Here is a 24,593-nt window from a genome sequence, read left to right on the forward strand (position 1 = left end):
TCAGAATGTTCGGAGCTATGACTTTGCCTGCTTGCTGCGGCGCTTGGAGACGATCATTCCGCCGAGCACCAGGAGCACGGCGACAAGGAACATCGCCGTACCGATGACATTGATCTGAACGGGCGTACCGCGCTGTGCCGATCCCCAGACGAACATGGGGAACGTCACGGTCGAGCCCGCGTTGAAATTCGTGATGATGAAGTCGTCGAAGGAGAGCGCGAAGGCGAGCAGCGCGCCCGCCGCGATTCCCGGTGCGGCGATCGGCAGCGTGACCCGGACGAAGGTCTGCACGGGGCCCGCGTAGAGGTCCTGTGCGGCCTGTTCCAGGCGCGGGTCCATGGACATCACGCGCGCCTTGACGGCGGTCACCACGAAGCTGAGGCAGAACATGATGTGGGCGATGAGAATCGTCCAGAAGCCGAGCTGCGCTCCCATGTTGAGGAAGAGCGTGAGCAGCGAGGCGGCCATGACGACCTCGGGCATCGCCATCGGCAGGAAGATCAGCGAGCTGACCGCCCCGCGCGCCCGGAAGCGGTAGCGCACGAGCGCGAAGGCGATCATCGTGCCGAGCAGGGTCGCGCCGATCGTCGCCCAGAACGCGATCTGCAGGCTCAGCGAGAGCGAGCCGCACATGTCGGCGACACCGCAGGGGTCTTTCCACGCGTCGAGCGAGAAGTCCTGCCAGGCGTAATTGAAGCGGCCCTTCGGCTTGTTGAAGGAGAACACCGTCACGACGACGTTCGGCAGCAGCAGATACGCGAGCGTCAGCAGACCCGCGATGACGACGAATTTGCCGCGGAGCCAGCGGAAGAAGGCAGCCATCAGACGAGATCCTCCGTCCCGGACTTCCGGATGTAGAAGGTGACCATGACGAGGATCGCGGCCATGAGGATGAAGGACAGGGCCGCGGCTGTCGGGTAGTCCAGGATGCGCAGGAACTGCGTCTGGATGACGTTTCCGACCATGCGGGTGTCGGTGGAGCCGAGCAGATCCGCGTTGACGTAGTCGCCCGCCGCGGGGATGAAGGTGAGCAGCGTGCCGGAGACGACACCCGGCATGGAGAGCGGGAAGGTCACCTTGCGGAAGGTCGTGGACGGCTTCGCGTAGAGGTCACCGGCGGCTTCGTGCAGCCGGCCGTCGATGCGCTCCAGGGAGGTGTAGAGCGGCAGGATCATGAACGGCAGGAAGTTGTACGTGAGTCCGCAGATCACCGCCAGCGGTGTGGCCAGGACCCGGTCACCTTCCGTGACACCCAGCCAGCTGGTGACGTCCAGGACGTGCAGCGAGTTGAGGGCGCCCACGACGGGCCCGCCGTCCGCGAGGATCGTCTTCCAGGCCAGCGTACGGATGAGGAAGCTGGTGAAGAACGGCGCGATGACCAGGACCAGGATGAGGTTGCGCCAGCGGCCCGCGCGGAACGCGATCAGATACGCGAGCGGATAGCCGAGCAGCAGACACAGGATCGTGGCGGCGCCCGCGTACAGGACCGAGCGCAGGAACTGCGGCCAGTAGTCGCTCAGCGCGTCCGAGTAGGTGGCGAAGTGCCAGGTGACCTTGAAGCCCTCTTCGAGGGAGCCCGTCTGTACGGATGTCGAGGCCTGGTAGACCAGCGGCAGCGCGAAGAAGACGACGAGCCAGAGGATGCCGGGCAGCAGCAGCCAGTAGGGGACGAGGCGGCCCCGCTTGCGGGTCTTGCGTGGCGGCGCCTCGGGCTCTTTCGCCGGGGGCGTTCTGGTGAGGGTGGTCGTCATGCGGAGGCGTCCTCCTCGACCTTCTCGACGCCCGCCTCGATGTCCTGGGCGGCGTCCAGGCCGAAGGTGTGCGCGGGGTTCCAGTGCAGGACGACCTCGACGCCGGGGACGAGGCGGGTATCGCGCTCGATGTTCTGGGCGTAGACCTCGAAGGCGTCGCAGAGCGGGCTGTTGATGACGTACTGCGTCGAGACGCCGATGAAGCTGCTGTCGGCGATGCGGCCCGTGATGCGGTTGCGCCCCTCGGGGATCTGCCCCGCGTCGTCGGCGTGCGTGAGGGAGATCTTCTCGGGGCGTACGCCGAGGATGACTCTGCCCCCGGTGGTGGTGGGCGCCGTACATCGCGCGGCGGGCAGGGTGAGCTTGCTGTCGCAGGCCTTGAGGGTGAGGTCGTCGCCGCTGCGTCCGGCGATCTCGGCCTCGATGAAGTTGGACGTGCCGAGGAAGTTGGCGACGAAGGTGGTGCGGGGGTTCTCGTAGAGGTCGGCGGGGGCGCCGAGCTGTTCGACCTGGCCCGCGTTCATCACCGCGACCTGGTCGGCCATGGTCATGGCCTCCTCCTGGTCGTGCGTGACGTGGATGAAGGTGATGCCCACCTCGGTCTGGATGCGCTTGAGTTCGAGCTGCATCTGGCGGCGCAGCTTGAGGTCGAGGGCGCCGAGCGGCTCGTCGAGGAGCAGCACCTTGGGGTGGTTGATCAGGGCGCGGGCGACGGCGACGCGCTGCTGCTGGCCGCCGGAGAGCTGGTGCGGCTTCTTGCGGGCCTGTTCGCCGAGCTGCACGAGGTCGAGCATCTCGCCGACCTGCCCCTTCACCGACTTGATGCCGCGGCGGCGCAGGCCGAAGGCGACGTTCTCGAAGATGTCGAGGTGCGGGAAGAGCGCGTACGACTGGAAGACGGTGTTGACGGGCCGCTTGTACGGCGGCAGCGCCGTGACGTCCTGCTCGCCCAGGTGGACGGTGCCCGTGCTGGGCTCCTCAAGACCCGCGATCATGCGGAGCGTGGTGGTCTTGCCACAGCCGGACGCGCCGAGCAGCGCGAAGAAGGAGCCCTGCGGCACGGTGAGGTCCAGCGGGCGGACGGCCTTGAAGGAGCCGTACGTCTTGCTGATCCCGGTGAGGCGGACGTCGCCGCCGTGTTCTGTAGCAGTCGTCATGGTGCGTCCAGGGGGTCGAGGGGAGGCGTGGGAACTACGAACGGGCGCGAGCGCACGGCCTAGGAACCGGTCAGCTTGGCGAACTTCTCCTCGTACGCCGTCTCTTCCTTCGGCGTCAGGGAGCGGAACCCGTGCGACTTCGCGGCCATCTCCTTGTCCGGAAGGATCAGCGGGTTGTTCGCGGCGTCCTTGTCGAGCTTGGCGAGCTCGGGGCGCACGCCGTCCACGGGGCAGACGTAGTTGATGTACGCGGCGAGGCGGGCGGCGGGCTCGGGCTCGTAGTAGTAGTCGATGAGCCGTTCGGCGTTGGACTTGTGGCGCGCCTTGTTGGGGACGAGCAGGTTGTCCGTCGACGTGATGTAGCCCTGGTCGGGGATGTGGAAGGCGATGTCGGGGTTGTCGGCCTGGAGCTGGACGATGTCGCCCGCCCAGCCGAGGCACGCGGCGAGGTCACCCTTGTCGAGGTCCGACGTGTAGTCGTTGCCCGTGAAGCGGCGGATCTGCTTCTTGTCGACGGCCTTCTGGAGGCGGGCGATGGCCGCGTCGAAGTCGTCGTCGGTGAACTTCGCCGGGTCCTTGCCCATGTCGATGAGCGTCATGCCGACGCTGTCGCGCATCTCGGAGAGGAAACCGACGCGGCCCTTGAGCTTGGGGTTGTCCAGGAGCTGCGACACCGAGGTGATCTCCTCGCCGTCGGTCGCCTTCTTGTTGTACGCGATGACCGTGGAGATGCCGGTCCAGGGGTACGAGTAGGCCCGCCCCGGGTCCCAGTCCGGGTTGCGGAACTGGGCGGCCAGGTTGGTGTACGCGTGCGGCAGGTTGGCCGGGTCCAGCTTCTGGACCCACCCGAAGCGGATGAGCCGGGCCGCGAGCCAGTCGGTGACGCAGATCAGGTCGCGGCCGGTGTCCTGGCCCGCCGCGAGCTGCGGCTTGAGCTTCCCGAAGAACTCGACGTTGTCGTTGATGTCCTCGGTGTACTTGACCTTGATCCCGGTGCGTTTCGTGAACGCGTCCAGGGTGGGGCGGCGTTCGTCGTCGTCGACGTCCATGTACTCGGTCCAGTTGGAGAAGGTGATCCGCTTCTCCTTGTCCGAGTGGTCCTCGGACGAGACGTCGCCCTGGCCCTTGCTCGCGGCCGGGATCCCGCAGGCACTCAGTGCCCCGAGGCCGCCCACGGCGAACGCGCCGCTCGCCGAGGCGCGCAGCAGCGAACGGCGGGTGAGGGAGGCCCTGCCGTTCCTGAGGCTGCGGTGCATGGCGGCCAGTTGGGCCGGGGAGAGGGGATGAGGCTCGTACTGCTCCATGCGCTTGGTTGCCCTTTCGGGAGGGTGTGCGGCCGCTGGTCGGGCGGCCTGACGACTATCGGTCCCCGAAGATCGTGCGGTGCCAGTCCTTGCGGACGACCGCGGTGTTGTCGAACATGACGTGCTTGATCTGCGTGTACTCCTCGAAGGAGTAGGCGGACATGTCCTTTCCGTAGCCGGAGGCCTTGTATCCGCCGTGCGGCATCTCGCTGAGGATCGGGATGTGGTCGTTGACCCACACGCAGCCCGCCTTGATCTCGCGGGTGGCGCGGTTGGCGCGGAACACGTCGCGGCTCCAGGCGGAGGCGGCCAGTCCGTACGGGGTGTCGTTGGCGAGCCGGATGCCTTCCTCGTCGGAGTCGAACGGCAGCACCACGAGAACGGGCCCGAAGATCTCGGACTGCACGATCTCGCTGTCCTGAGCGGCGTCGGCGATGAGGGTGGGCTTGTAGAAGGCCCCGGGGTGGTCGAGCGCCTCGCCGCCGGTGACCACGCGCGCGTAGGAGCGTGCCCGGTCGACGAAACCGGCGACGCGGTCGCGGTGGACGTGCGAGATGAGCGGCCCGAGGTCGGTGTCGGGGGCGAACGGGTCACCGAGCCGCACGCTCTCCATGAGCGCGGCCACGCCGTCCACGAAGGCGTCGTACAGCGGGCGTTGCACGTACGCGCGCGTGGCGGCGGTGCAGTCCTGCCCGGTGTTGATGAGGGCGCCGGCGACCGCGCCGTGGACGGCGGCATCGAGGTCGGCGTCGTCGAAGACGACGAACGGGGCCTTGCCGCCGAGCTCCAGGTGCAGCCGCTTCACGGTGGAGGTGGCGATCTCGGCGACGCGCTTGCCGACGCCGGTGGACCCGGTGAAGGAGGTCATGGCGACATCGGGGTGGCCCACGAGCCGCTCCCCCGCGTCCCGCCCGGCGCCGCTGACGATGTTGACGACGCCGTCGGGGATGCCCGCCTCGGTGGCGGCCCGCGCGAAGAGCAGCGAGGTGAAGGGGGTGAGCTCGGCCGGCTTGAGGACGATCGTGTTGCCCGCGGCGATGGCGGGAAGGACCTTCCAGGCGGCCATCTGGAGGGGATAGTTCCAGGGGGCGATGGAGCCGACGACTCCGATGGGCTCACGCCGTACGTACGAGGTGTGGTCGCCGGAGTACTCACCGGCCGACTGGCCCTGGAGATGCCGGGCCGCGCCCGCGAAGAACGCGGCGTTGTCGACCGTCCCCGGTACGTCGAACTCCCGGCTGAGCTTGATGGGCTTGCCGCACTGGAGCGACTCGGCCTGCGCGAACTCCTCGGCGCGCTCGGCAAGGACGCCCGCGAAGCGGTGCATGGCGTCGGAGCGCTCGCCGGGGGTCGCGCCCGCCCACTCGGGGAAGGCCCGCGCGGCGGCGGCGACAGCGGCGTCGACGTCCTTCTCGCCCGCGAGTTCGTAGCGGTGGACCTCGTCGCCGGTGGCCGGGTCGACGACGGCGTGGGAGCGCCCTGAGGTGCCCTTGGTCAGCCGTCCCGCGATGTACTGCGCGCCTTCCGCGAAGTGGTCCTGCGCCTGGAAGTTGTGCATGACGCTCTCCTCCGCCGTCGTCCCCGTCCCAGGGGGTCGGCGTAGCTCCAGATCGATTTGAGTGCCGATCCTGACAGAGCAGTGGTACTCCAACAAGTGATTCCGTTGTTGCCTTTTGGTTACGCGACGGAATCTGTCGACCAGGTGTCGAGTCGTCCTGGAAAACCCAGGACGGTATGTCAGTGGTGCGTGCCATGCTCGCGTGTATGACGAAGATCGACTCGGTGGACGCGCTGGTCACGGCGGTGCGGGCGGGCGTGCATGTGAAGTATCTGCACTTCTGGGGCCACACGCCGCGCCGTGACGGGACGCTCGGCGCGAGCTGCCTCAGCCAGTGGTGGCTGTCGCCGTTCACCGTGGACGGGGTGGAGTACGGGACGGCGGAGCACTGGATGATGGCGGCCAAGGCGCGGCTCTTCGGGGACGCGGAGGCGGAGCGGGCGGTCCTCGTCTCGCGCACGCCCGCCGAGGCGAAGAACGCGGGGCGTCTGGTGCGGGGGTTCGACGAGGAGATATGGGCCCGGGAGCGGTTCGGGATCGTGGTCGAGGGCAGCGTGCACAAGTTCGCGTCCACCGCCGCGCTCTCCTCGTTCCTCGTCGGCACGGGGTCGCGGGTGCTTGTGGAGGCGAGCCCGTTGGACCGCGTCTGGGGGATCGGCCTGGCGGCCGATGACGAGCGGGCGCGGGACCCGGACAGGTGGCGGGGGCCGAATCTGCTGGGCTTCGCGTTGATGGAGGCGCGGGACCGCTTGCGCTAGGCGGTTCCCTGGCGCCGGGGGCCTTAGGTCGTCCACGCCGCCGGGCGGGGCCTTGCGCCACCGCCCAGGGACTTGCGCTGGACCCGTCCTGAGCCGCCGCTTCGCTGCGGGTGTCTCGCCCGCCCACCCGTTTGCCCTGCGGTGCAGGGTGAGCGAAGGGCCCCGATGCGGGGTGATCGGGTGAGTGGGCGGGAAAGATCCGCCGCGAAGCGGCGGTTCAGGCGGGCCGACAGACAAGGCGACCCGCCCGAAAAAGCCGACGTCAGGAGCCGACGGTCACGGAAGCCGAGTAGCTGCCGCCCCCCGAAGCCGCCCCGTCCTCCTCGAACACGTCGTCCGGCGTCACGATCAGCACCACCAGCAGCGCCACGCCCAGGACGATGCCCGCGATCCCGCAGATGATCCCGGCCAGCGCCTGCCCGGGATTCGTCGCCTCGCCGCGCTTCGCCCTGCCGCGCCCGATCGAACCGAAGATGATCGCCAGGACGCCGAGCACGATCGCCAGGGGCCACAGGCAGAAGACGGCGGCCGCGACGATCCCGAGGACGAGCGCGGTCACGCCCATCCCGTTGTTGGGCGCCATCGGCATCGCGGGCCAGCCGTATCCGGGAGGGCCCTGCCCCTGGTAGCCCGGGTAGCCGGGATATCCGGGGTAGCCCTGCGGCCCGGGAGCCCCGCCCTGCGGCCCAGGGAACCCGGGATACCCGTAAGGGACCTGCCCGGGCCCCTCCGGTCCGATCGGAGGCGGCGGCACCGGCTCCCCCTGGCTCCCCGCACCCGCCGGAGGCGCGGCCGGCGCGGCCCACGGATCCCGCTTCTCCAGCGGAACCGGCCCGGAAGCAGGCCAGGACGTCCCGCCCGCGCCCGGCGCCCCCGGCGCTCCCTCATCCGCCGGCGGAGCCCAGGGATCCCGCTCCTCGGACGCGCCCCGCCCCGCCGAACCGTCGGACATCCCGCGTCACCTCTTTCGTACGTTCCGTCATGCTACGGCCACCGCCCTCGGCCGACGGTACGCCGCCTACGATGATCCCCGACCCACCGATCAGCCGATCATTTCCGTTCCTGGGGAGGAATCCGTGACCGATCCGCGCAGCACCAGTGAGCCACGCGACCCGCATGCCTTCATCGCAGGGCTGCCCAAGGCAGAACTGCACGTGCACCACGTCGGCTCGGCATCTCCCCGCATCGTCTCGGCCCTCGCCGCCCGCCACCCCGACTCCAAGGTGCCCACGGACATCGAGGCCCTCGCCGACTTCTTCACGTTCACGGACTTCGCGCACTTCATCCAGGTATACCTCTCGGTCGTGGACCTGGTCCGCACCGCGGACGACGTACGCCTGCTCACGTTCGAGATCGCCCGCGACATGGCCCGGCAGAACATCCGCTACGCCGAGCTGACCGTCACCCCCTACAGCTCCGTGCGCCGCGGGATCGACGACCGCGCCTTCATGGACGCCATAGAGGACGCCCGCAAGGCGGCCGAGGACGAGCTCGGCGTCGTACTGCGCTGGTGCTTCGACATCCCCGGCGAGGCGGGGCTCGAATCCGCCGAGGAGACGGTCCGGCTCGCGACCACCGACAAGCTGCGCCCCGAGGGCCTGGTCTCCTTCGGGCTCGGCGGGCCCGAGATCGGCGTCCCGCGGCCGCAGTTCAAGCCGTACTTCGACCGCGCCATCGCGGCGGGCCTGCACTCCGTCCCGCACGCGGGCGAGACCACCGGGCCCGGGACGATCTGGGACGCCCTCACCGACCTGCGCGCCGAGCGCATCGGCCACGGCACCAGCGCCGCCCAGGACCCGAAGCTCCTCGCCCACCTCGCCGAGCACCGCATCCCGCTCGAGGTCTGCCCGACGTCGAACATCGCGACCCGCGCCGTCGCCACCCTCGACGAGCACCCGATCAAGCAGTTCGTCGCCGCCGGGGTCCCGGTCACCGTCAACTCCGACGACCCGCCCATGTTCGGCACCGACCTCAACAACGAGTACGCGGTCGCCGCCCGCCTCCTCGACCTCGACGAGCGGGGCATCGCGGCCCTGGCGAAGAACGCGGTCGACGCGTCGTTCCTCGACCCGGCGGGCAAGGCGAAGCTCGTCGCGGAGATCGACACGTACACGCGGACCTGGCTCGCCCCCTAGCGCGGCAGCACAATGGGCCCCATGCGCACCGTGACAGCCGTGGCCCACCGAGGCGATCCCTACCGCGTCCGCGAGAACACCCTTCCGTCCCTGCGCTCCGCGTTCCAACGGGGCGCGGACGCGGTGGAGATCGACGTCCGTCTCAGCCGTGACGGCGTCCCCGTCCTGCTGCACGACGCGTCCCTCAAACGCCTGTGGGAGCTCGACCGCCCCTTGTCCGTGCTCTCCGCGGACGAGGTGCGCGGCCTCACCGAGGACGGCGTGCCCACCCTGGAAGAGGCCGTCGCGGCGACCGAAGGCCACCGGCTCATGGTGGATCTTCCGGACGCCACACCCGAGTCCGTGCGCGCGGTCGTCGGGGTGATCGCCGACTGCGGGGCGGCGGAGCGGGTGTACTACTGCGCGGGCGCCCGGACGATGCTCGCGGTGCGCGCGGTGGATCCCGCCGCCGAGATCGCTCTGACCTGGACGAGCCTGGCCCCGCCACGCGCCGCCGTGCTCGACGCGATCAAGCCGCGCTGGCTCAACTACCGCTTCTCGCTGCTCAACCGCGAACTGGTCACCCAGGTGCGGCGTCAGGGGCTGCTCGTCTCGGCCTGGACCCCGGACACGAAGCGCTCCATGCGCCGACTCCTCGACATCGGCGTCGACGCGATCACGACCAACCGCATCGACACGCTGCATGCCCTGCGCGAGCGGTCCGACGGCGCGCTCTCGTAGCCGGACGGTCCCTCAACTAGCTTGTGTTGCATGGGGAACAGCGACGACGACAAGCGGGAAGAGCCGCTCTTCGTGTACGAGCGCGACGAACGGGGCTATCGCGGCCACCGCCTCAATCCACGGCATCCCGTAGGCCGCATGCTGACCCTCGCTCTGCTGGTCGGCATCGTCCTCGTCATCCTGCTCATGGCGAGGTGACGGACCCGCCCTGCGGGGCCCCCGCGGCATACGCGAGCGGCGGCGCGATGGCCTGCGCGTCCACCTCCTGCTCCACCCAGAGCCCGATGAGCAGCGCCGCCGTCGCCTCCACCAGACCGGCCCGCTCCAGACCGCCCGCGGCGAACGGCGTACATCCGGCGTCCTTCACCAGTTCCCGTACGACATCCACCGCGCCCTGGTCGTCCCCGCACACCGGGACCGCGAGCGGCCGGCCGCCGAAGACCGGCGGGTCCATCCGCCATACGTCCTGGTGGCAGAGGTTGAACGCCTTGACGACCCGCGCTCCGGGCGCCGCGTCGGCGAGCCGCCGTGCGGCCGACGGGCCGCCCTCGGTGAGCAGGGTGAAGCCCGGCCCCACCGGGTTGGAGCAGTCGATCAGCACCCGGCCGGTCAGGGCCGCTCGGAGCTCGCCCACGACGGCGGCCCCCGCGGCGTACGGCAGGGCGAGCAGGACCGCGTCCCCGAACTGCGCCGCAGCACGCGGTGTCCCGTGCCCCGCCGCGCCCATCCGCGCCGCGAGCGCCGCCGCGCGGCCCTCGTCCCGGCCTCCGATCAGGACTTCGTGCCCGGCACGCACCCACTGCGTGCCGAGCGCGTCCGCCATGCCGCCCGTGCCGATGATGCCTGCCCGCATACCTGTCTCCCTCTTGTCCGGTGCCCCGGTCACCGGGGTACGGAACGACAGTAGGAAAGGGCTCGGGCACCATTCGGTACGTGAGAGACGACAACCTGCTTGCCGACTGCCGCGCCCGGCTCGCCTTCGACCTGCTCGCCAACACCTGGAACGCGGTGGCGCTCTGGGCCCTGCGGCACGGCCTGCGCCGCCCGCATGAACTGCTCGATCTGATCGGCGGCATCAGCCCCAAGATTCTCACCGAGACGCTGCGCCGCCTGGAGTACAACGGCCTGGTCTCGCGCCGGTCGTACGCCGAGTCGCCGCCCCGCGTCGAGTACCAGCTCACCGCCTTGGGACGTACCTTGCTCGGTCCGATCGAGGCCTTCGGGGCGTGGGCCTTCGACCACGGCGACGAGGTGATGGCCGCGCAGGAGCGCGCCGACCACCCCGCCGCCGGCGCCGACATCCCCTAGGGGACATCCCCCAACTTGCCTGAATACGAAGGGGCGTTGACCCCTCAGGGTTGGTCCGACTCCCGCCCTCCCCAGTGACGATCCGCCCTGCCACCCAGAGCGCCAGGATGGGAAGCACCACACCACAGCCACCCCTGGAGTCCCACTGTGCGGTTTCCTGCCCGCGCCGCTCTCGCGGCCGCTCTCGTCCTCGGCCTCACCGGCGCCGCGACCGCCCCCTCCCTCGCGGACACGCGTACCCCGGCCGCGACGGCTTCCGCTCAGGGCTCCGCGCCCGACGGGAAGGCCCTGCGCGCCGCGATCAAGGGCCTCCCGAACGCCGACGCGACCGCCGCCCTGGTCCGCGTCGGCGGCACGGACGGGAGCTGGCGCGGGAGTTCCGGCGTACACGACCTGGTTACGGGGAGAAAGGCCGACCCGCACGGGCGCTTCCGCGCCGGGTCGACGACAAAGATCGTGACCGCCGCCGTGGTGCTGCAACTGGCGGCCGAGGGCGAGCTGGACCTCGACAAGCCGGTGCAGCACTACATGCCGGAGCTCTTCCCGAAGCAGGAGCGGGACCCGGAGAAGAGGTTCGAGCCCATCCCCGTCCGCAGCCTCCTCAACTACACCAGCGGCCTGAAGGCCGGCGACGGCTTCGACGACGAATACGCCCACCGCTACGACACGCTGGACCACCGGACGGTCGTCGCGTCGGCCATCTCCAAGGGACCCGAGAACGACCCCGGCGACGAGCAGCACTACCGCAACATCCACTACACGGTGCTCGGTCTGCTGATCGAGCGGATCACCGGCGATTCGTACGCCGATCAGGCGAGGGAGCGGATCTTCCGGCCGCTGCGCATGCGCGACACGTACTTCCCCGGCGCCGACCTCCGCATCCGGGGCCCGCACAATCGCGGCTACCAGAGCGTGAAGCAGCCGGACGGCACCACCCGGCTCGTCGACGTCACCGAGTGGAACCAGTACGACCGCTTCGCGGCGGGCGACATGATCTCCTCCACGGCCGACCTGGAGGTCTTCACGCAGGCGCTGTTCGACGGAGAGGTCGTCCCCGAGCCGCAGTTGAAGGAGATGTTCACCCGCCCGAAGCTGGCGCCGGGCGTCCCGGAAGCCATGTTCGGCGCAGGCCTCCAGCGGATGAAGATCGACGACGACACGGTGGTCTGGCTCAAGACCGGCTCCCGCTACGGCTACACGAACATGATCGCCTCCACCGAGGACGGTTCCCGCACCCTCGTCTACTCGGTCAACGCGACCGACGCCAAGGGCAAGGACATGAACCCGGTCGCCGAGCGGATCGCGTGGACCGCCTACGCGACGCCCGTCAGGCTCGCGAAGACCGTGACGTTGTTGGGGTAGTAGTTCCGGTCCGCGTCGAACTCACCGCCGCAGGTGATCAGGCGCAGCCCCGCGTGGTCGATGTTCTTGTACACCTCCAGGGTGGGGAATTCCTTCTTCGGGAATTCCTCGACACGGTCCACCGAGAAGGTGGCCGTCCTGCCGTCCTCGCGTGTGACCTCGATCGTGTCCCCCGCCTTCATCGTCTTCAGCTTCCTGAAGACCGCGTCCGCGCCGTCCCAGGTCACATGGCCCGCGATCACCGCCGGGCCCTTGGAGCCGGGGGTGGGGCCCGGTTCGTACCAGCCCGCCAGATCGGGGTCCTTCGGTGTCGTCATCGCCCCGTCCGCGCCCTGCCCGAGCGTCTCCAACGCGCTGGACACGCCCAGGGAGGGGATGGCGACACGTTGCGGAACCGACCGGTCCAGGGGCGTGGAGGCGGCCTTGCCCGATCCGGTCGACGGCGTGGCGGCGCCCGTCGTGCCGTCCTGGGCCGCGCTCTGGCGGGGAGGCGCGGGCGCGGTGGCGCTGCCGCCCTGGCCCGCGCACGCGGTGAGCGCCAGAGCCGCCGCGACGGCGGCGACAGCGGCGGCCGAGGCACGCCGGACCCCGGTCCACACCCGCCATGCCGAGCGGCTCACGCGGCGTCCCCGGTCTTCGCGACCGCGGCGGCGGGCACCGTGCGCCGCCTGGCGAGGACCAGTGCCGCGGCGGCCGTCACCGCCGCCGCCCCGGCGGCGCCGGTCACGGACCCGAAGGACGCACGGTCCTGTGTGCCTCCGCCGGTCTCGACCCCGCCGACGGGGACAGAGCCGACGGCCGCGCCCTTGACCACACCGCAGTTGGTCGGAGCGGTGGCCTCCTGGGGAAGCTTCGGGTCGAGTTCGCTCTTGCCCGCGCCCTCGAAGTCGTACTTGCCGTTGTCGTTGCGGTCGACGCCGTGCTGAACGATGTGCAGGTCCTTGATGTGCTCGACCACGTCCTGCCCCACGGTGATGGTCCGCTTGTAGGAGACCTTGCCCTGCGCGTCGGCCACCGGCATCCGGTCCACGGCGAGGCCGCTGCCCGCATCGGTGGCGCCGGACTCGGTCAGCGAGATGTTGATGTCTCCGTAGTGGACGGTGGCCTCGGTGTTGTCGAGGATGCCGTCGCCGTTCGTGTCGTCGCCGCCGTCCGGGCACTGGAAGTCGTGCCCGTCGGTGGACCCGTGCAGGTGCTGCGCCGAGGGCTGCCCCGGCACCAGGCCCTCGGACTTGATCCACACGGTCAGCGCGTTGCCGCGCAGGCTCAGGAGGGCCGTGCCCGTGGAGCCGGAGTCGTTCAGCTGCGCCAGGTCGATCTGGTAGGCCGGGGGGTCCGCCGCGTACACCGGGGAGGAGACGACCACGGTGAGAAGGGCGGCGGGCAGGGCGACGAGCGCCGCGAGAAGTCCGGTTCGCTTGGGCATCACGTTCGTTCCTCTTCTGCGGCATCCTAAGCGGACAGCCGCGCGTCGTACGGATCTCCGGGTGATGCCCGAGCGATCCACCGATCGCCACCGGAGCATCAACTCCCCTTGCCTGCATGGAAGTTGAAGGGACAAAGACGCGGAGGCGGCTGGCCCCCTCATTGATGGCCATGCAGTTACCTATGAAACGCAGCGAGACTCGTGGGTGTTCAAAGTGAGGAGGGTGCGTCGAAATCTCCCCCTGGCCGCTGCCGTCGGCTTTCCCCGACCGGCCGCTCCTCAGGCGACCTGAACCAGTTGAAGAAGCAGGGCATCATCAACCACGTCAAGAAGCAGAAAGTGCTCCCGCCCAAGTGCGACGGGCGACAGGCGGAGAAGGAAGGCCGGCCATGGCATCCGAGTGGGGCTGGGACAGCGGTGAAGGTCTGCTGGGCATCGACGACCCCGCCGAGTGGGACGCCGCGTACGAACGCCGCGAGAAGCGTCTCGGTACAGCGGCAATCGGGCTGGCCTTCAATTGCTCGCTGGCGGAGGCGTCGCCTCGGATCGTCCGGGCGACACAGTTGCCGGACACCGATCAGCGGGCATACGCGTTCACCGCCGCGGGCACGGCCGCTCGGCTCAATGGAGAGCTGACGCCAGAGTTGTACGCCGCGCTGCGCGTGGAGGGGCACAAAGGCCTCGCCGAGTACGCCATCGACGACACGCTGACCTTCGTACCGTTCCGCGACCTGCCACCGTGGCTCAAGCGGCGGAAGGTGATCACCTCTGTGCGCAACAAGTTGGAGAGTTGGTGGCTGCGATCCGGGGAAACGATCGAAGACGCCTGGCAGGGCCTGCGCCGACGTCGCTCCTCCTGAGCAGGAGGCGCCTAGAGCCCCGCGATCGCGTTCCACCGCTTCGCGAACTCCGTCCGTTCCTCCGACGTGATGTCCCGCGCGATCGCGAGCCGCTTGCGCATGGCGTCGTCCGGGAAGATCAGCGGGTCCTCGGCCAGCGAGGCCAGCTCCTTGTCCTTGGACGAGGCGAGGATGTCGCGGGCCGCGGGCACCGGGCAGACGTAGTTGACCCAGGCGGCGAGCTCGGCGGCCACCTCCGGCTCGTAGTAGTAGTCGATGAGCCGTTCCGCGTTCTGCTTGTGGCGGGCCAGGTTGGGGATCATCAAGGACTCCGCCCACAGTTCCGCCCCCTCCTCGGGGACGACGAACTCGATGTCCGGGTCGTCGGCCTGGAGCTGGATCACGTCACCGCTGTAGGCCTGGCAGGCCAGGACGTCGCCGCTGGAGAGGTCCTTGATGTAGTCGTTGCCGGTGAAGCGGCGGATGTGTTTCGAGGCCACCAGCTTCTCGACCCGGTCGCACACCCGGTGGAAGTCGTCGGCCCGCCACTTGGTGATGTCGACCCCGTCACCCTGCATCAGCAGCGCGAACGACTCGTCGAGCCCGGAGAGCAGCGTGACCCGGCCCTTGAGGTCGTCGGCCCACAGGTCGGAGACGTGCTTGATCTCCCGGCCGAGCCTGCGCTTGTTGTAGGCGACGCCGGTGATGCCGGACTGCCACGGCACCGTGTTCTTGCGGCCGGGGTCGAAACTGGGTGAGCGCAGCAACGGGTCCAGGTACTTGGTGACGTTCGGCTGCCTGGCGCGGTCCATCTCCTGGACCCAGCCCAGCCGCACGAAGCGGGCGCACATCCAGTCGCTGATGACGATGAGGTCGCGGCCGGTCTCCTGGTGGTTCATCAGGGACGGACTGATCTTGCCGAAGAACTCGTCGTTGTCGTTGATCTCCTCCGTGTAGCGGACGTCTATGCCGGTCCGCTTCTCGAAGGCGTCGAGCGAAGGGCGCTTCGTCGAGTCGTCGTCGTCCGTGTCGATGTACAGCGGCCAGTTGGCGAAGGCCAGCGTCATGTCCTGCCGCGAGCGGTCCCCGGCTCCCCGCTCGCCGGGGCCTATGTACGCGGCGGGCACCCCGCAGCCCGCGAGCGCGCTGACGGCCGCCCCACCGCCGATGGCACGCAGCAGGGACCGGCGGGAGACTGAGGAGGCACTGGGGTTCGCTCGCACCCCGGCAGCATGCGCCTGCGTGTCCCGTACAGGCAATGGACGCTGCGTCGAGCCGGGCGGGCGGGAAGCGACACCCTGTCCATCGCCCCGTCCATCACCCCGTCCATCGGGGCGGACACACTGGTGTCATCACACCGGCGCCAGCCACCCCGCCAGGCCCCCCGCGGTGATCCGCTCCAGCGGCGAGGCGTCGACCGGCCCCGGGTAGAGCCGGTACACCGTGCCCGACGTGACCCCCTCCGCCCCCGCCAACTCGCCGTGCAGCAGGGCCAGCAGGGCGCGTCGCCCCGCCAGCTCGGGCTCCGGCTCCGCGCGCAGTTCGTCCGGCTCCCAGCCCTCACGGACCCGCAGCGCGAAGTCGGCACGCGGCTCGTCCTCCGCACGGCGGTAGCCCCACAGGACGTGGCCACGGCCGCGCACGTACACGGGCCCTTCGGTGCGGGCCGCCGCCGTCCAGCAGGCGAGCTCCCACAGGGTGGCCCTGCCGCGCGGCTGGAAGGTGTCGAGCAGGTCGTTGCCCATGCGCCCGAGCTGCTTGCGGTAGCGCCACACGTCGTGGTTGCCCTCCCCCGTGGCGAGGGTGACGTCGGCCCACCAGGCGCGGCGCGTGCGCAGGTCGACGATCATCGGCACGCGCAGCGCCGCGTCACCCGCGAGGTCGAAGCGCTGCCGGACGGTGCGCGGGTCGTACACGGCCCGCTTCGTACCCTCCACCGCCATGAACCCGGCGAAGGCGTCCGGGAGTTCGTCGAAGGGCACGTTGTTGTACGAGAGGACCGCGGGCACCACGAAGCGCACCCCCACGTCGGCAAGGCGCGGCAGGTCGAGGTCCAGGTACTCGGTGGCGCCGTGCGGGCCGGGCGCCGAGGTGAGGTCGCCGGAGTGGCGGGCGGCGCCGCCCGCGTACATCAGGTGCGTGTAGTCGCACAGGCCGACGAAGCGCCACAGGTCGTCGTAGAGCGCGACGGACAGGTCGAGGTCGACGCGCACGCCCTTGGGCTGGAGCCAGTGCAGGAAGAGGCGCACGGTCTCGCTGTCCGCGGGCATGGGCAGCGAGCTGCCGCGCGGCACGGCGACCAGGGACGCCGCGGAGGCGCGTTCGGCGTACGGCACCGGCAGATCGGCGAGCGAGGCGTCCAGGACAGCGACGTCGTACCGCTCGCCCTCCCCGTCGGCGAGCCGCCGCACGGCCTCCGCCTCGATCAGCTCGCCGACCCGCCCGGCCACCCGGGGCGGCAGCGGCGGCCGGTCGTCGTCGACCGCGTACGCCCGGGTGACGCGCCCGCGCGGGAAGAACACGCGGCGGTGCCCCGGTTCGGAGCGGACCTTCATGCGGCCGTACGCGCCCAGCAGCGGCCCGGGTCCGGAGCGGGGCAGGGCGTCCGCGAGCGCCTCGCCCACGGCCTTCGGCAGGGTCGCCTCGCCCGACCGGGCCAGCAACAGGTCCAGGCGGCGCAGCAGTTCACCGGGGCGTTCGCGCAGCAGCCCGGCCGCGGCCGTGGTGTCCCAGCGGCCGATGGCCTCCTCGACACGGCCCCGCCAAGTGGAGATCCGCAGCCGGTCGCCCTCGATGCGGACGTCCTCGTGGCGTGCGGCCTCGGCGAGCAGTACCTCGGACAGCGCGGTGTCCGCGAGGCGGGTTCCTCGCAGGACGGCGAAGGCGAGCGCCACGCGCGCGTGGCGGTGGGCCTGCTCGAAGGGGTGCAGGATTTCACCGGCCCGCTTCCAGGCGCGCGGGTTGCGGGCCATGTCCTCGGCGAGCCGTCGCAGGTCGAATCCGTCGAGCAGGCCGAGGAGCGCACGGCGTACGGGCCGCGAGAGCCCGCGCAGGCGCGGCGGTGCGAGCAGGTCGGGGTCGCCTCCGGACCGGACGACGAGGATGCGCAGCACGTCCGTGGCGGTGTCCGCGTACCGCCCGACGAGCGAGCGCGCTTGCGGCACGTCGAGCAGGGGCGCGAGCGCGAGGGCCTTGTTCTCGCGCAGCGGGATCTCGGCGGGGAGCCAGGCGGCGGCGTCGGCCGGGTGCACGGTGCCGAGGAGCAGGACCAGGTCGTCGTGGTCCTGGGGGTTCAGGGGCGTGCGGCGGGCGAGCAGCTCGGCGAGCTCGGCCGCGGCGTCGCCGGGCGCGCCCAGGCGCAGGGTGCGCAGGATCTCGCCGCCGTCGCCGCCATGGCCGGCCCCGGTGTCGAGCCAGGGGTCGGTGGGCCCGTCGGTCTCGTAGCGGTTCTCGCAGATCGGGCAGGCGTACCAGACGCAGCACTCCTCGCAGCAGCCCCAGTTGTCGACCTTCTCGACGCAGCCGTCGCACAGCAGGTGCCCGCAGGGCCCGAGCGCCCGCACGCGGGCCTTGGTGCCCGCGCAGTTCATGCAGGGCTGGTGCGGCTGGGCGGCGAGGTAGGCGAGGACGGCGTCGGTGTAGCGGTTCTGCGTGTACTGGTACGGGATCTCGTCGGGGAAGCGTCGGAACAGCGGCGCGTGGTGCCGGTCGGAGCCCATCAGCGCGTCGACGTCGGCGAGCAGCTTCATGCCGGTCGCGGCGAGGTCGGTGACGGAGAGTCCGGTCAGCGCGCGGCGCAGCGGGGCCGTCAACAGGTGGCCGCGGTCGGCGAGTTCCGCTTCGAGGACGACCACGGCGGCGGCGGTCTCGGCGGACCGTCCCACGCCGGAGGGAACGTTCACGCTCTGGCCGCGGCGCAGCAGCAGCCCGGCGAGGTCGTCAGCCGTCGTCATCATCAGGTCCCACCCCCGTGAGTACAGAAAGGCGGGGGCGGGGAGTGGGCGCGCTACGGATCTTTTGCAGAGATGAGAAAGAAGGAAGCACACCACGGAGCCGCCCCCGCGTTCCTGACGGTACGCGGGGGCGGAAAGGGCGTCACACGATTTAACGCCGGGGGCCCTGTAGGGGCGCGGGGAACTGCGCGACCAGCCCCAACGACCCGCTGAGGCCGACGGCGAGCGGCGAGGCAGACGCGTCTGCCAGGCCGGTTCCCGCTGAGCCCGAGGCGCCTAGCCCTCGATCGACGTCATCACGTGCTTGATGCGGGTGTAGTCGTCGAAGCCGTACGCCGAGAGGTCCTTGCCGTAGCCGGACTTCTTGAAGCCGCCGTGCGGCATCTCCGCGACCAGCGGGATGTGCGTGTTGATCCAGACGCAGCCGAAGTCGAGGACCTTGGACATGCGCATGGCGCGCGCGTGGTTCTGCGTCCAGACCGAGGAGGCCAGGGCGTAGTCCACGCCGTTCGCGTACGAGATCGCCTGCGCCTCGTCCGTGAAGGACTGGACGGTGATGACCGGGCCGAAGACCTCGTTCTGGATGATCTCGTCGTCCTGCTTGAGGCCGGAGACGACGGTCGGGGCGTAGAAGAAGCCCTTCTCGCCGACCCGCTGACCGCCCGCCTCGACCTTGGCGTGTGCCGGGAGACGGTCGATGAAGCCGGACACCTGCTTCAGCTGGTTGGCGTTGTTGAGCGGGCCGAAGAGCACGTCCTCGTCGTCCGGCTGGCCGGTCTTCGTGTCGGCCGCGGCCTTGGCGAGCGCGGTCACGAACTCGTCGTGGATGGACTCGTGGACGATCACACGCGTGGCAGCCGTACAGTCCTGGCCCGCGTTGAAGAAGCCCGCCACGGAGATGTCCTCGACGGCCTTGGGGATGTCGGCGTCCTCGAAGACGACGACCGGCGCCTTGCCGCCCAGCTCCAGGTGGACCCGCTTGAGGTCCTTGGAGGCGGACTCGGCGACCTGCATGCCCGCGCGCACCGAGCCGGTGATGGAGGCCATCGCCGGGGTGTGGTGCTCGACCATCGCGCGACCGGTGTCACGGTCACCGCAGACGACGTTGAAGACACCCTTGGGGACGATGGAGCCGATGATCTCGGCCATCAGGACGGTCGACGCGGGGGTCGTGTCCGAGGGCTTGAGGACGACGGTGTTGCCCGCGGCGAGCGCCGGGGCGAACTTCCATACGCCCATCATCATCGGGTAGTTCCAGGGCGCGACCTGCGCGCAGACGCCGATCGGCTCGCGGCGGATGATGGAGGTCAGACCCTCCATGTACTCGCCGGCCGCGCGGCCTTCGAGCATCCGGGCCGCGCCCGCGAAGAAGCGGATCTGGTCGACCATGGGCGGGATTTCCTCGGACCGCGTGAGCCCGGTCGGCTTGCCCGTGTTCTCGACCTCGGCCGCGATGAGCTCTTCGGCGCGCTCCTCGAAGGCATCGGCGATCTTCAGCAGGGCCTTCTGGCGCTCGGCGGGCGTCAGGTCGCGCCAGGCGGGGAACGCGGCGGCGGCGGCCTCCATGGCGGCGTCGACGTCGGCCTGCCCCGACAGGGGCGCGGTGGCATAGGACTCGCCGTTGGCCGGGTTGACGACCTCGGTGGTCCGCCCGTCGGCGGCGTCCCGGAATTCGCCGTTGATGTAGTTACGCAGACGGCGCAGCTCGGTGGTCACTTCCGGCCCTCCAGTCAGATGTCCATTGGATGAGACACCCACCCTAGTCGGTGTACCGACGCTTTCAACATACCCGGAGCCCCAGAGCTGCGAAATCCGTGAGTATTGAAGCTCCAAACAACGAATTTCATCGATCTGACCTTGCGGAACTGACGAGTCCTGTGCACCATGGGGTCGTGGCCAGTCGCAGCGCAGATTCCAGTAGTTCCCGGCACGGGAACAGCTCTTCTTCCATCGACGCCGTCTCCCTGGCGATCATCGAACAGCTTCAGGAGGACGGACGCCGCCCGTACGCCGCCATCGGCAAGGCCGTGGGCCTTTCCGAAGCGGCCGTGCGCCAGCGCGTCCAGAAGCTGCTCGACCAGGGCGTCATGCAGATCGTCGCCGTCACGGACCCGCTCACCGTGGGGTTCCGGCGCCAGGCGATGGTCGGCATCAACGTCGAGGGGGACCTGGATCCCGTCGCGGAGGCGCTGACGGCCATGGCCGAGTGTGAGTACGTGGTGATGACCGCGGGCTCCTTCGACCTGATGGTGGAGGTCGTCTGCGAGGACGACGACCACCTTCTCGAAGTGATCAACAAGCGCATCCGCGCCCTCCCCGGCGTGCGCTCCACCGAGAGCTTCGTCTATCTGAAGCTCAAGAAGCAGACCTATATGTGGGGAACCCGATAGCCGTGAGCAAGGACCTCAGCCGAACCGCGTACGACCACCTGTGGATGCACTTCACCCGCATGTCGGACTACGAGAACGCACCCGTGCCCACCATCGTGCGTGGCGAAGGCACCTACATCTACGACGACAAGGGCAAGAAGTACCTCGACGGCCTCTCCGGCCTCTTCGTGGTCAACGCCGGCCACGGTCGTCACGAGCTTGCCGAGACCGCCTACAAGCAGGCGCAGGAGCTGGCCTTCTTCCCCATCTGGAGCTACGCCCACCCGCAGGCGGTCAAGCTCGCCGAGCGTCTCGCGCACTACGCGCCGGGCGACCTGAACAAGGTCTTCTTCACCACCGGTGGCGGCGAGGCCGTCGAGACCGCGTGGAAGCTGGCGAAGCAGTACCACAAGCTCACCGGCAACCACCAGAAGTACAAGGTCATATCCCGCGCGGTCGCCTACCACGGCACCCCGCAGGGCGCCCTCTCCATCACCGGCCTGCCGGCCCTCAAGGCCCCCTTCGAGCCGCTCGTGCCCGGCGCGCACAAGGTGCCGAACACGAACATCTACCGTGCCTCGATCCACGCCGACGACCCGGTGGCCTTCGGCCGCTGGGCCGCCGACCAGATCGAGCAGGAGATCCTCTTCGAGGGTCCCGAGACCGTCGCGGCCGTGTTCCTGGAGCCGGTACAGAACGCGGGCGGCTGCTTCCCGCCCCCGCCCGGGTACTTCCAGCGGGTCCGCGAGATCTGCGACAAGTACGACGTGCTGCTCGTCTCCGACGAGGTCATCTGCGCCTTCGGCCGCCTGGGCACGATGTTCGCCTGTGACAAGTTCGACTACGTCCCGGACATGATCACCTGCGCCAAGGGCATGACGTCGGGCTACTCCCCGATCGGCGCCTGCATCATCTCGGACAAGCTCGCCGAGCCGTTCTACAAGGGTGACAACACCTTCCTGCACGGCTACACCTTCGGCGGCCACCCGGTCTCGGCCGCGGTCGGCAACGCCAACCTCGACATCTTCGAGAAGGAGGGTCTCAACCAGCACGTGCTCGACAACGAGGACGCGTTCTACCAGACCCTGCGCAAGCTGAACGACCTGCCGATCGTCGGCGACGTCCGCGGCAACGGCTTCTTCTACGGCATCGAGCTCGTGAAGGACAAGGCCACCAAGGAGACCTTCAACGACGAGGAGACCGAGCGCGTCCTGTACGGCTTCCTCTCCAAGGCGCTCTTCGAGAACGGCCTGTACTGCCGTGCCGACGACCGTGGCGACCCGGTCGTCCAGCTCGCCCCGCCGCTGATCTCCACCCAGGAGACCTTCGACGAGATCGAGGGCGTGCTGCGTCAGGTGCTCACGGAGGCGTGGACGAAGCTCTGATCCGCCAAGTGCCCATAGTGTGATCGAGTGATCAACACCGGCCCGGTGCCGCCCGTTCGAGTGAGAACGGACGCCACCGGGCCGCGTCGTTTCCAGGCAACGCCGCCTCGATCCCTAGCGTGCCCAGTGACCGATCGGCCCCGCCTTCGTTCCCCCGTACGGGGGAGGCAAACTGATCTGAACCGAGGTGTACGTGATGGTGGCCCCGCCGGACAACGACGTGCTGTGGGCACGCGCCCTGCACGTCACACACAACGGCTCGCCCGCGCTGACCGGCGTATCACTGGGCATCCGTGAGGGCGAGATCCTCGCCCTCACGGGACCGCGCGGCAGCGGCAAAACGACTCTTCTGCGTTGTCTCTCCGGCCAGCTGGTGCCCCAGCGGGGCGAGGTCTGGTTCAACAGCACGCCGGTGCACACGATGGGCCCGGTGATCCGCGAACGCCTGCGCCGCGACCGCTTCGGCTGGATCGACCCGCAGCCGCACCTCGTGCCCGAGCTCACCGCCTGGGAGAACGTCGCGATGCCGCTGATGCTGCGCGGCGCGTCGCACCGGGTCTCCAAGTCCACGGCCCAGGAGTGGCTCGACCGTCTCGACATCGGCGACTGCGCCCGCAAGCGTCCGCACGCGCTGCTCCAGGCCCAGCGCCAGCGCATCGCCATCGCCCGCTCCCTGGTCACCATGCCGTCCGTGATCTTCGCCGACGAACCGACGGCGCCGCTGCACCGCGCCGACCGCGCCCACGTCCTGCGGACGCTGACGACCGCGGCCCGCTCGCACGGCATCACGGTCGTCCTCGCCACGCACGACGCGGAGGTCGCCGCCCTCGCCGACCGGACGGTCGCACTGCTCGACGGCAGGCGGGTGAACACGGTGCACCTGCCGGGGTCGGGCGAGGCCGCGGCGGCCGGGGCCGGTGGGAGGGAGACGGCGGTGGGAACCGCGGACGGCGGGGACGCCGGGGACGGCGCGAGGGCCTCCGCCGGGGACTGCGGGGACGGCAGGAACGGCAGGAACGGCGCAGGTGCCTCCGCCGGGGCGGAGGTCGCGGGCGCCGGGGACGGCGCATGTTCCTCCGCCGGGGACTGCGGGGACGGCAGGAACGGCGCAGGTGCCTCCGCCGGGGCGTCCGACTCCGCCTCTGCTTCCGCTTCCACCTCCACTTCCGCCTCCGCCTCCGCCTCCGCCGAGGGAGACTGCGACGGAGACGGCGATTCCGACGGCGCGGAAGGCCGGGCCGCGTGCTCGCTCTCCGTCTAGCCCGCGGGGCCCACCCCCTCGTCCAGCTGCGCAGGCTGCTCGTCGCCGCGGCCTCGGCCGGCACCGGCTTCCTGCTGCTGTGCACGATGGGGTACGCGATGGGACACCCGGACGCGTCCGGCAGGGCCGTGCTGCGGCTCGCCTGGTGCGTCGCGCCGATCACCGCCACCGTGTACTTCGCCGTCACCGTCGCCCGCACCGACCCGGCGACCCGGCCGCGCTCCGGGCTCTCCGCGATGGGGCTCGGTCCGACCAGACTCACGGTGCTCGCCACGATCTCCACGGCCGTCGCGTGCACGCTCGGCTCCGTGGTCGCGCTCCTGTTCTTCCTGCACCTGCGCGGTGATCTGACGGGCCTGCCGTTCGACGGCGCCGCGTCCGGACTGCTCGCCGCCGGACAGCCGTTGCCCATCGCCGCGGTGCTCACTCTGCTCGCCGTAGTGCCGCTGGCCGCCTCCGCCGCGAGCGCGGTCGTCCTGCGGCCCCGGACGGCCAAGCGGGGCGGCAAACCTGGCGCCGAGCGGGAAGAGACCGCGGCCCCGGACGCGTCCGCCGCGCCCGACGCCCCGCCGAGCGGGCTGCCCTGGGGCGTCGCGCTCCTCGCGGCGGGCCTCGCCGTCGAGGCGTACGCGGGCCGCTCCCCCGGCGACTCGAAGCTGACACTGCCGGGCGGCCTGAGCGGCAGCCCCGCGGGAGTTCTCGCCGGGTGGGCGCTCACGGCGCTCGGTCTCGCCCTCGCGGGACCCGGCCTCACGTATCTGTGCGGGCACCTTCTGCAGGCGGCCAGGCCCGGGGCGATGCGGCTGCTGGCCGGGCGCGGGCTGCAGGAGGAGGCCCGGCGGATCGGGCGGCCGCTCGGGGTGCTCTGCGTGGTGGGCTCCGCGGCGTACGCGGGGCTCACGCTCTACTCCGGCGACCGGCCCGACATCGGCCCGCTGACCACCCTCGGCTCGCTGCTCGTGGGGGGCTGCGCGGTCCTCACCCTGGCCACGGCCGCCGTCGAGGCCAAGCATGCCCGCTCGGACACGACATCGGCGCTGCTGCAGCTCGGGGCCCCGACGGTGATGCTCCGCGGCACCGCCGCGCTGCGGGCGGGCGCGCTCGCGGTCGTGTTCGGGCCGCTGACCTGGGTGGTCGCCCAGCTGGCCGCGCTACCGCTCACGGGCTGAGGAGCCCTGCTCTCGAACTCGTTCGCACTCGGTCGAACTCGTGGGAAAAAAGATCCGCGAGGGGCGATGAGTTCTGCGTCGAACGTGCGTCTACCCCTCCGTAAGCACGCAGGAAGCACGTAGGACACCGAACACACG

General features: G+C 70.3%; 22 protein-coding genes and 1 pseudogene. 11 read left to right on the forward strand and 12 right to left on the reverse strand.

The window, feature by feature from the left end; all coding sequences use genetic code 11:
* Positions 1–15: 15 nt before the first annotated feature.
* The 5 genes from AB0I94_RS18530 to AB0I94_RS18550 are packed head-to-tail and all read right to left on the reverse strand — an operon-like array spanning position 16 to position 5,770.
* Positions 16–822 carry an ABC transporter permease gene (locus tag AB0I94_RS18530; RefSeq protein WP_363310633.1) on the reverse strand — a complete coding sequence of 269 codons (807 nt, stop codon included), beginning with the start codon at positions 820–822 and terminating at the stop codon, positions 16–18.
* The gene (locus AB0I94_RS18535; RefSeq protein WP_363310634.1) at positions 822–1,751 is read right to left on the reverse strand and encodes an ABC transporter permease; all 930 of its coding nucleotides are present in this window, start codon (positions 1,749–1,751) and stop codon (positions 822–824) included. The genes AB0I94_RS18530 and AB0I94_RS18535 overlap by 1 nt, the downstream gene beginning before the upstream one ends.
* The gene (locus AB0I94_RS18540; protein WP_363310635.1) at positions 1,748–2,908 is read right to left on the reverse strand and encodes an ABC transporter ATP-binding protein; all 1,161 of its coding nucleotides are present in this window, start codon (positions 2,906–2,908) and stop codon (positions 1,748–1,750) included. Before AB0I94_RS18540 ends, AB0I94_RS18535 begins: the two co-directional genes overlap by 4 nt.
* A gap of 59 nt (positions 2,909–2,967) precedes the next feature.
* A complete protein-coding gene (locus AB0I94_RS18545) occupies positions 2,968–4,212 on the reverse strand; it encodes a spermidine/putrescine ABC transporter substrate-binding protein (protein WP_363310636.1) in 1,245 nt (414 codons plus the stop codon).
* A 55-nt stretch (positions 4,213–4,267) separates the two neighbouring features.
* Entirely contained in the window at positions 4,268–5,770 is a 1,503-nt protein-coding gene (locus tag AB0I94_RS18550) for a gamma-aminobutyraldehyde dehydrogenase (protein ID WP_363310637.1), read from the reverse strand.
* A 176-nt stretch (positions 5,771–5,946) separates the two neighbouring features.
* Between AB0I94_RS18550 and AB0I94_RS18555 the strand changes: the two genes are divergently transcribed.
* Positions 5,947–6,528, forward strand: a complete 582-nt coding sequence (locus tag AB0I94_RS18555) for an NADAR family protein (RefSeq protein ID WP_363310638.1) — start codon at positions 5,947–5,949, stop codon at positions 6,526–6,528.
* Between the two features lie 262 nt (positions 6,529–6,790).
* On the opposite strand, the gene AB0I94_RS18560 is transcribed toward AB0I94_RS18555, so the two are convergent.
* Entirely contained in the window at positions 6,791–7,480 is a 690-nt protein-coding gene (locus tag AB0I94_RS18560) for a DUF4190 domain-containing protein (RefSeq protein WP_363310639.1), read from the reverse strand.
* 124 nt (positions 7,481–7,604) lie between these two features.
* Between AB0I94_RS18560 and AB0I94_RS18565 the strand changes: the two genes are divergently transcribed.
* From AB0I94_RS18565 to AB0I94_RS18575, 3 genes are read left to right on the forward strand one after another with little or no spacing between them, the layout of a single operon-like run.
* Positions 7,605–8,663 carry an adenosine deaminase gene (locus AB0I94_RS18565; protein ID WP_363310640.1) on the forward strand — a complete coding sequence of 353 codons (1,059 nt, stop codon included), beginning with the start codon at positions 7,605–7,607 and terminating at the stop codon, positions 8,661–8,663.
* 21 nt (positions 8,664–8,684) lie between these two features.
* Positions 8,685–9,383: a glycerophosphodiester phosphodiesterase gene (locus AB0I94_RS18570; RefSeq protein WP_363310641.1), complete on the forward strand. Its 699-nt coding sequence runs from the start codon at positions 8,685–8,687 to the stop codon at positions 9,381–9,383.
* Between the two features lie 30 nt (positions 9,384–9,413).
* Complete coding sequence (locus tag AB0I94_RS18575; RefSeq protein WP_363310642.1) at positions 9,414–9,581, forward strand: hypothetical protein; 168 nt, start codon at positions 9,414–9,416, stop codon at positions 9,579–9,581.
* Here AB0I94_RS18575 and AB0I94_RS18580 read toward each other — a convergent pair.
* Positions 9,568–10,236 (reverse strand): NAD(P)-binding domain-containing protein, encoded by a 669-nt coding sequence (locus AB0I94_RS18580; RefSeq protein WP_363310643.1) that lies wholly within the window; start codon positions 10,234–10,236, stop codon positions 9,568–9,570. The genes AB0I94_RS18575 and AB0I94_RS18580 overlap by 14 nt on opposite strands.
* Before the next feature lie 80 nt (positions 10,237–10,316).
* Between AB0I94_RS18580 and AB0I94_RS18585 the strand changes: the two genes are divergently transcribed.
* Positions 10,317–10,691 (forward strand): helix-turn-helix domain-containing protein, encoded by a 375-nt coding sequence (locus tag AB0I94_RS18585; protein ID WP_363310644.1) that lies wholly within the window; start codon positions 10,317–10,319, stop codon positions 10,689–10,691.
* 147 nt (positions 10,692–10,838) lie between these two features.
* A complete protein-coding gene (locus AB0I94_RS18590; RefSeq protein ID WP_363310645.1) occupies positions 10,839–12,053 on the forward strand; it encodes a serine hydrolase domain-containing protein in 1,215 nt (404 codons plus the stop codon).
* Here the strand turns inward: AB0I94_RS18590 and AB0I94_RS18595 are convergent.
* Positions 12,005–12,673: a class F sortase gene (locus AB0I94_RS18595; RefSeq protein ID WP_363310646.1), complete on the reverse strand. Its 669-nt coding sequence runs from the start codon at positions 12,671–12,673 to the stop codon at positions 12,005–12,007. The two genes, AB0I94_RS18590 and AB0I94_RS18595, sit on opposite strands and share 49 nt — an antisense overlap.
* Positions 12,670–13,482 carry a hypothetical protein gene (locus tag AB0I94_RS18600; RefSeq protein WP_363310647.1) on the reverse strand — a complete coding sequence of 271 codons (813 nt, stop codon included), beginning with the start codon at positions 13,480–13,482 and terminating at the stop codon, positions 12,670–12,672. The genes AB0I94_RS18595 and AB0I94_RS18600 overlap by 4 nt, the downstream gene beginning before the upstream one ends.
* 386 nt (positions 13,483–13,868) lie before the next feature.
* Here AB0I94_RS18600 and AB0I94_RS18605 point away from each other — a divergent pair, with 386 nt between their 5' ends.
* Positions 13,869–14,339 (forward strand): hypothetical protein, encoded by a 471-nt coding sequence (locus AB0I94_RS18605; protein WP_363310648.1) that lies wholly within the window; start codon positions 13,869–13,871, stop codon positions 14,337–14,339.
* Between the two features lie 11 nt (positions 14,340–14,350).
* Here the strand turns inward: AB0I94_RS18605 and AB0I94_RS18610 are convergent, their stop codons facing one another.
* The 3 genes from AB0I94_RS18610 to AB0I94_RS18620 form a co-directional block, all read right to left on the reverse strand.
* The gene (locus AB0I94_RS18610; RefSeq protein ID WP_363310649.1) at positions 14,351–15,541 is read right to left on the reverse strand and encodes an extracellular solute-binding protein; all 1,191 of its coding nucleotides are present in this window, start codon (positions 15,539–15,541) and stop codon (positions 14,351–14,353) included.
* A 129-nt stretch (positions 15,542–15,670) separates the two neighbouring features.
* Positions 15,671–18,274 carry an MXAN_6230/SCO0854 family RING domain-containing protein gene (locus tag AB0I94_RS18615; protein ID WP_363310650.1) on the reverse strand — a complete coding sequence of 868 codons (2,604 nt, stop codon included), beginning with the start codon at positions 18,272–18,274 and terminating at the stop codon, positions 15,671–15,673.
* A gap of 273 nt (positions 18,275–18,547) precedes the next feature.
* The gene (locus AB0I94_RS18620; RefSeq protein WP_363310651.1) at positions 18,548–19,987 is read right to left on the reverse strand and encodes a gamma-aminobutyraldehyde dehydrogenase; all 1,440 of its coding nucleotides are present in this window, start codon (positions 19,985–19,987) and stop codon (positions 18,548–18,550) included.
* Positions 19,988–20,148: 161 nt separating this feature from the next.
* Between AB0I94_RS18620 and AB0I94_RS18625 the strand changes: the two genes are divergently transcribed.
* The 4 genes and pseudogenes from AB0I94_RS18625 (at position 20,149) to AB0I94_RS18640 (ending at position 24,455) form a co-directional block, all read left to right on the forward strand.
* Positions 20,149–20,661: an Lrp/AsnC family transcriptional regulator gene (locus AB0I94_RS18625; RefSeq protein WP_344525405.1), complete on the forward strand. Its 513-nt coding sequence runs from the start codon at positions 20,149–20,151 to the stop codon at positions 20,659–20,661.
* Positions 20,646–22,025, forward strand: coding sequence for an aspartate aminotransferase family protein (locus AB0I94_RS18630; protein ID WP_363310652.1), 1,380 nt, complete (start codon positions 20,646–20,648; stop codon positions 22,023–22,025). The genes AB0I94_RS18625 and AB0I94_RS18630 overlap by 16 nt, the downstream gene beginning before the upstream one ends.
* A gap of 196 nt (positions 22,026–22,221) precedes the next feature.
* Positions 22,222–22,911, forward strand: a pseudogene (locus tag AB0I94_RS18635) (ATP-binding cassette domain-containing protein); the annotation flags it as partial.
* Between the two features lie 356 nt (positions 22,912–23,267).
* A complete protein-coding gene (locus AB0I94_RS18640) occupies positions 23,268–24,455 on the forward strand; it encodes a hypothetical protein (protein ID WP_363310653.1) in 1,188 nt (395 codons plus the stop codon).
* Positions 24,456–24,593: the final 138 nt, after the last annotated feature.

It is taken from the genome of Streptomyces sp. NPDC050147 (genome assembly GCF_040660195.1).
Lineage (GTDB): Bacteria > Actinomycetota > Actinomycetes > Streptomycetales > Streptomycetaceae > Streptomyces.

Excerpts from the sequence above, each read along its gene's own strand:
- AB0I94_RS18530 (WP_363310633.1), bottom strand. The coding sequence starts at position 822 with ATGGCTGCCTTCTTCCGCTGGCTCCGCGGCAAATTCGTCGTCATCGCG.
- AB0I94_RS18535 (WP_363310634.1), bottom strand. The coding sequence starts at position 1,751 with ATGACGACCACCCTCACCAGAACGCCCCCGGCGAAAGAGCCCGAGGCG.
- AB0I94_RS18540 (WP_363310635.1), bottom strand. The coding sequence starts at position 2,908 with ATGACGACTGCTACAGAACACGGCGGCGACGTCCGCCTCACCGGGATC.
- AB0I94_RS18545 (WP_363310636.1), bottom strand. The coding sequence starts at position 4,212 with ATGGAGCAGTACGAGCCTCATCCCCTCTCCCCGGCCCAACTGGCCGCC.
- AB0I94_RS18550 (WP_363310637.1), bottom strand. The coding sequence starts at position 5,770 with ATGCACAACTTCCAGGCGCAGGACCACTTCGCGGAAGGCGCGCAGTAC.
- AB0I94_RS18555 (WP_363310638.1), top strand. The coding sequence starts at position 5,947 with ATGTCAGTGGTGCGTGCCATGCTCGCGTGTATGACGAAGATCGACTCG.
- AB0I94_RS18560 (WP_363310639.1), bottom strand. The coding sequence starts at position 7,480 with ATGTCCGACGGTTCGGCGGGGCGGGGCGCGTCCGAGGAGCGGGATCCC.
- AB0I94_RS18570 (WP_363310641.1), top strand. The coding sequence starts at position 8,685 with ATGCGCACCGTGACAGCCGTGGCCCACCGAGGCGATCCCTACCGCGTC.
- AB0I94_RS18575 (WP_363310642.1), top strand. The coding sequence starts at position 9,414 with ATGGGGAACAGCGACGACGACAAGCGGGAAGAGCCGCTCTTCGTGTAC.
- AB0I94_RS18580 (WP_363310643.1), bottom strand. The coding sequence starts at position 10,236 with ATGCGGGCAGGCATCATCGGCACGGGCGGCATGGCGGACGCGCTCGGC.
- AB0I94_RS18605 (WP_363310648.1), top strand. The coding sequence starts at position 13,869 with ATGGCATCCGAGTGGGGCTGGGACAGCGGTGAAGGTCTGCTGGGCATC.
- AB0I94_RS18615 (WP_363310650.1), bottom strand. The coding sequence starts at position 18,274 with ATGATGACGACGGCTGACGACCTCGCCGGGCTGCTGCTGCGCCGCGGC.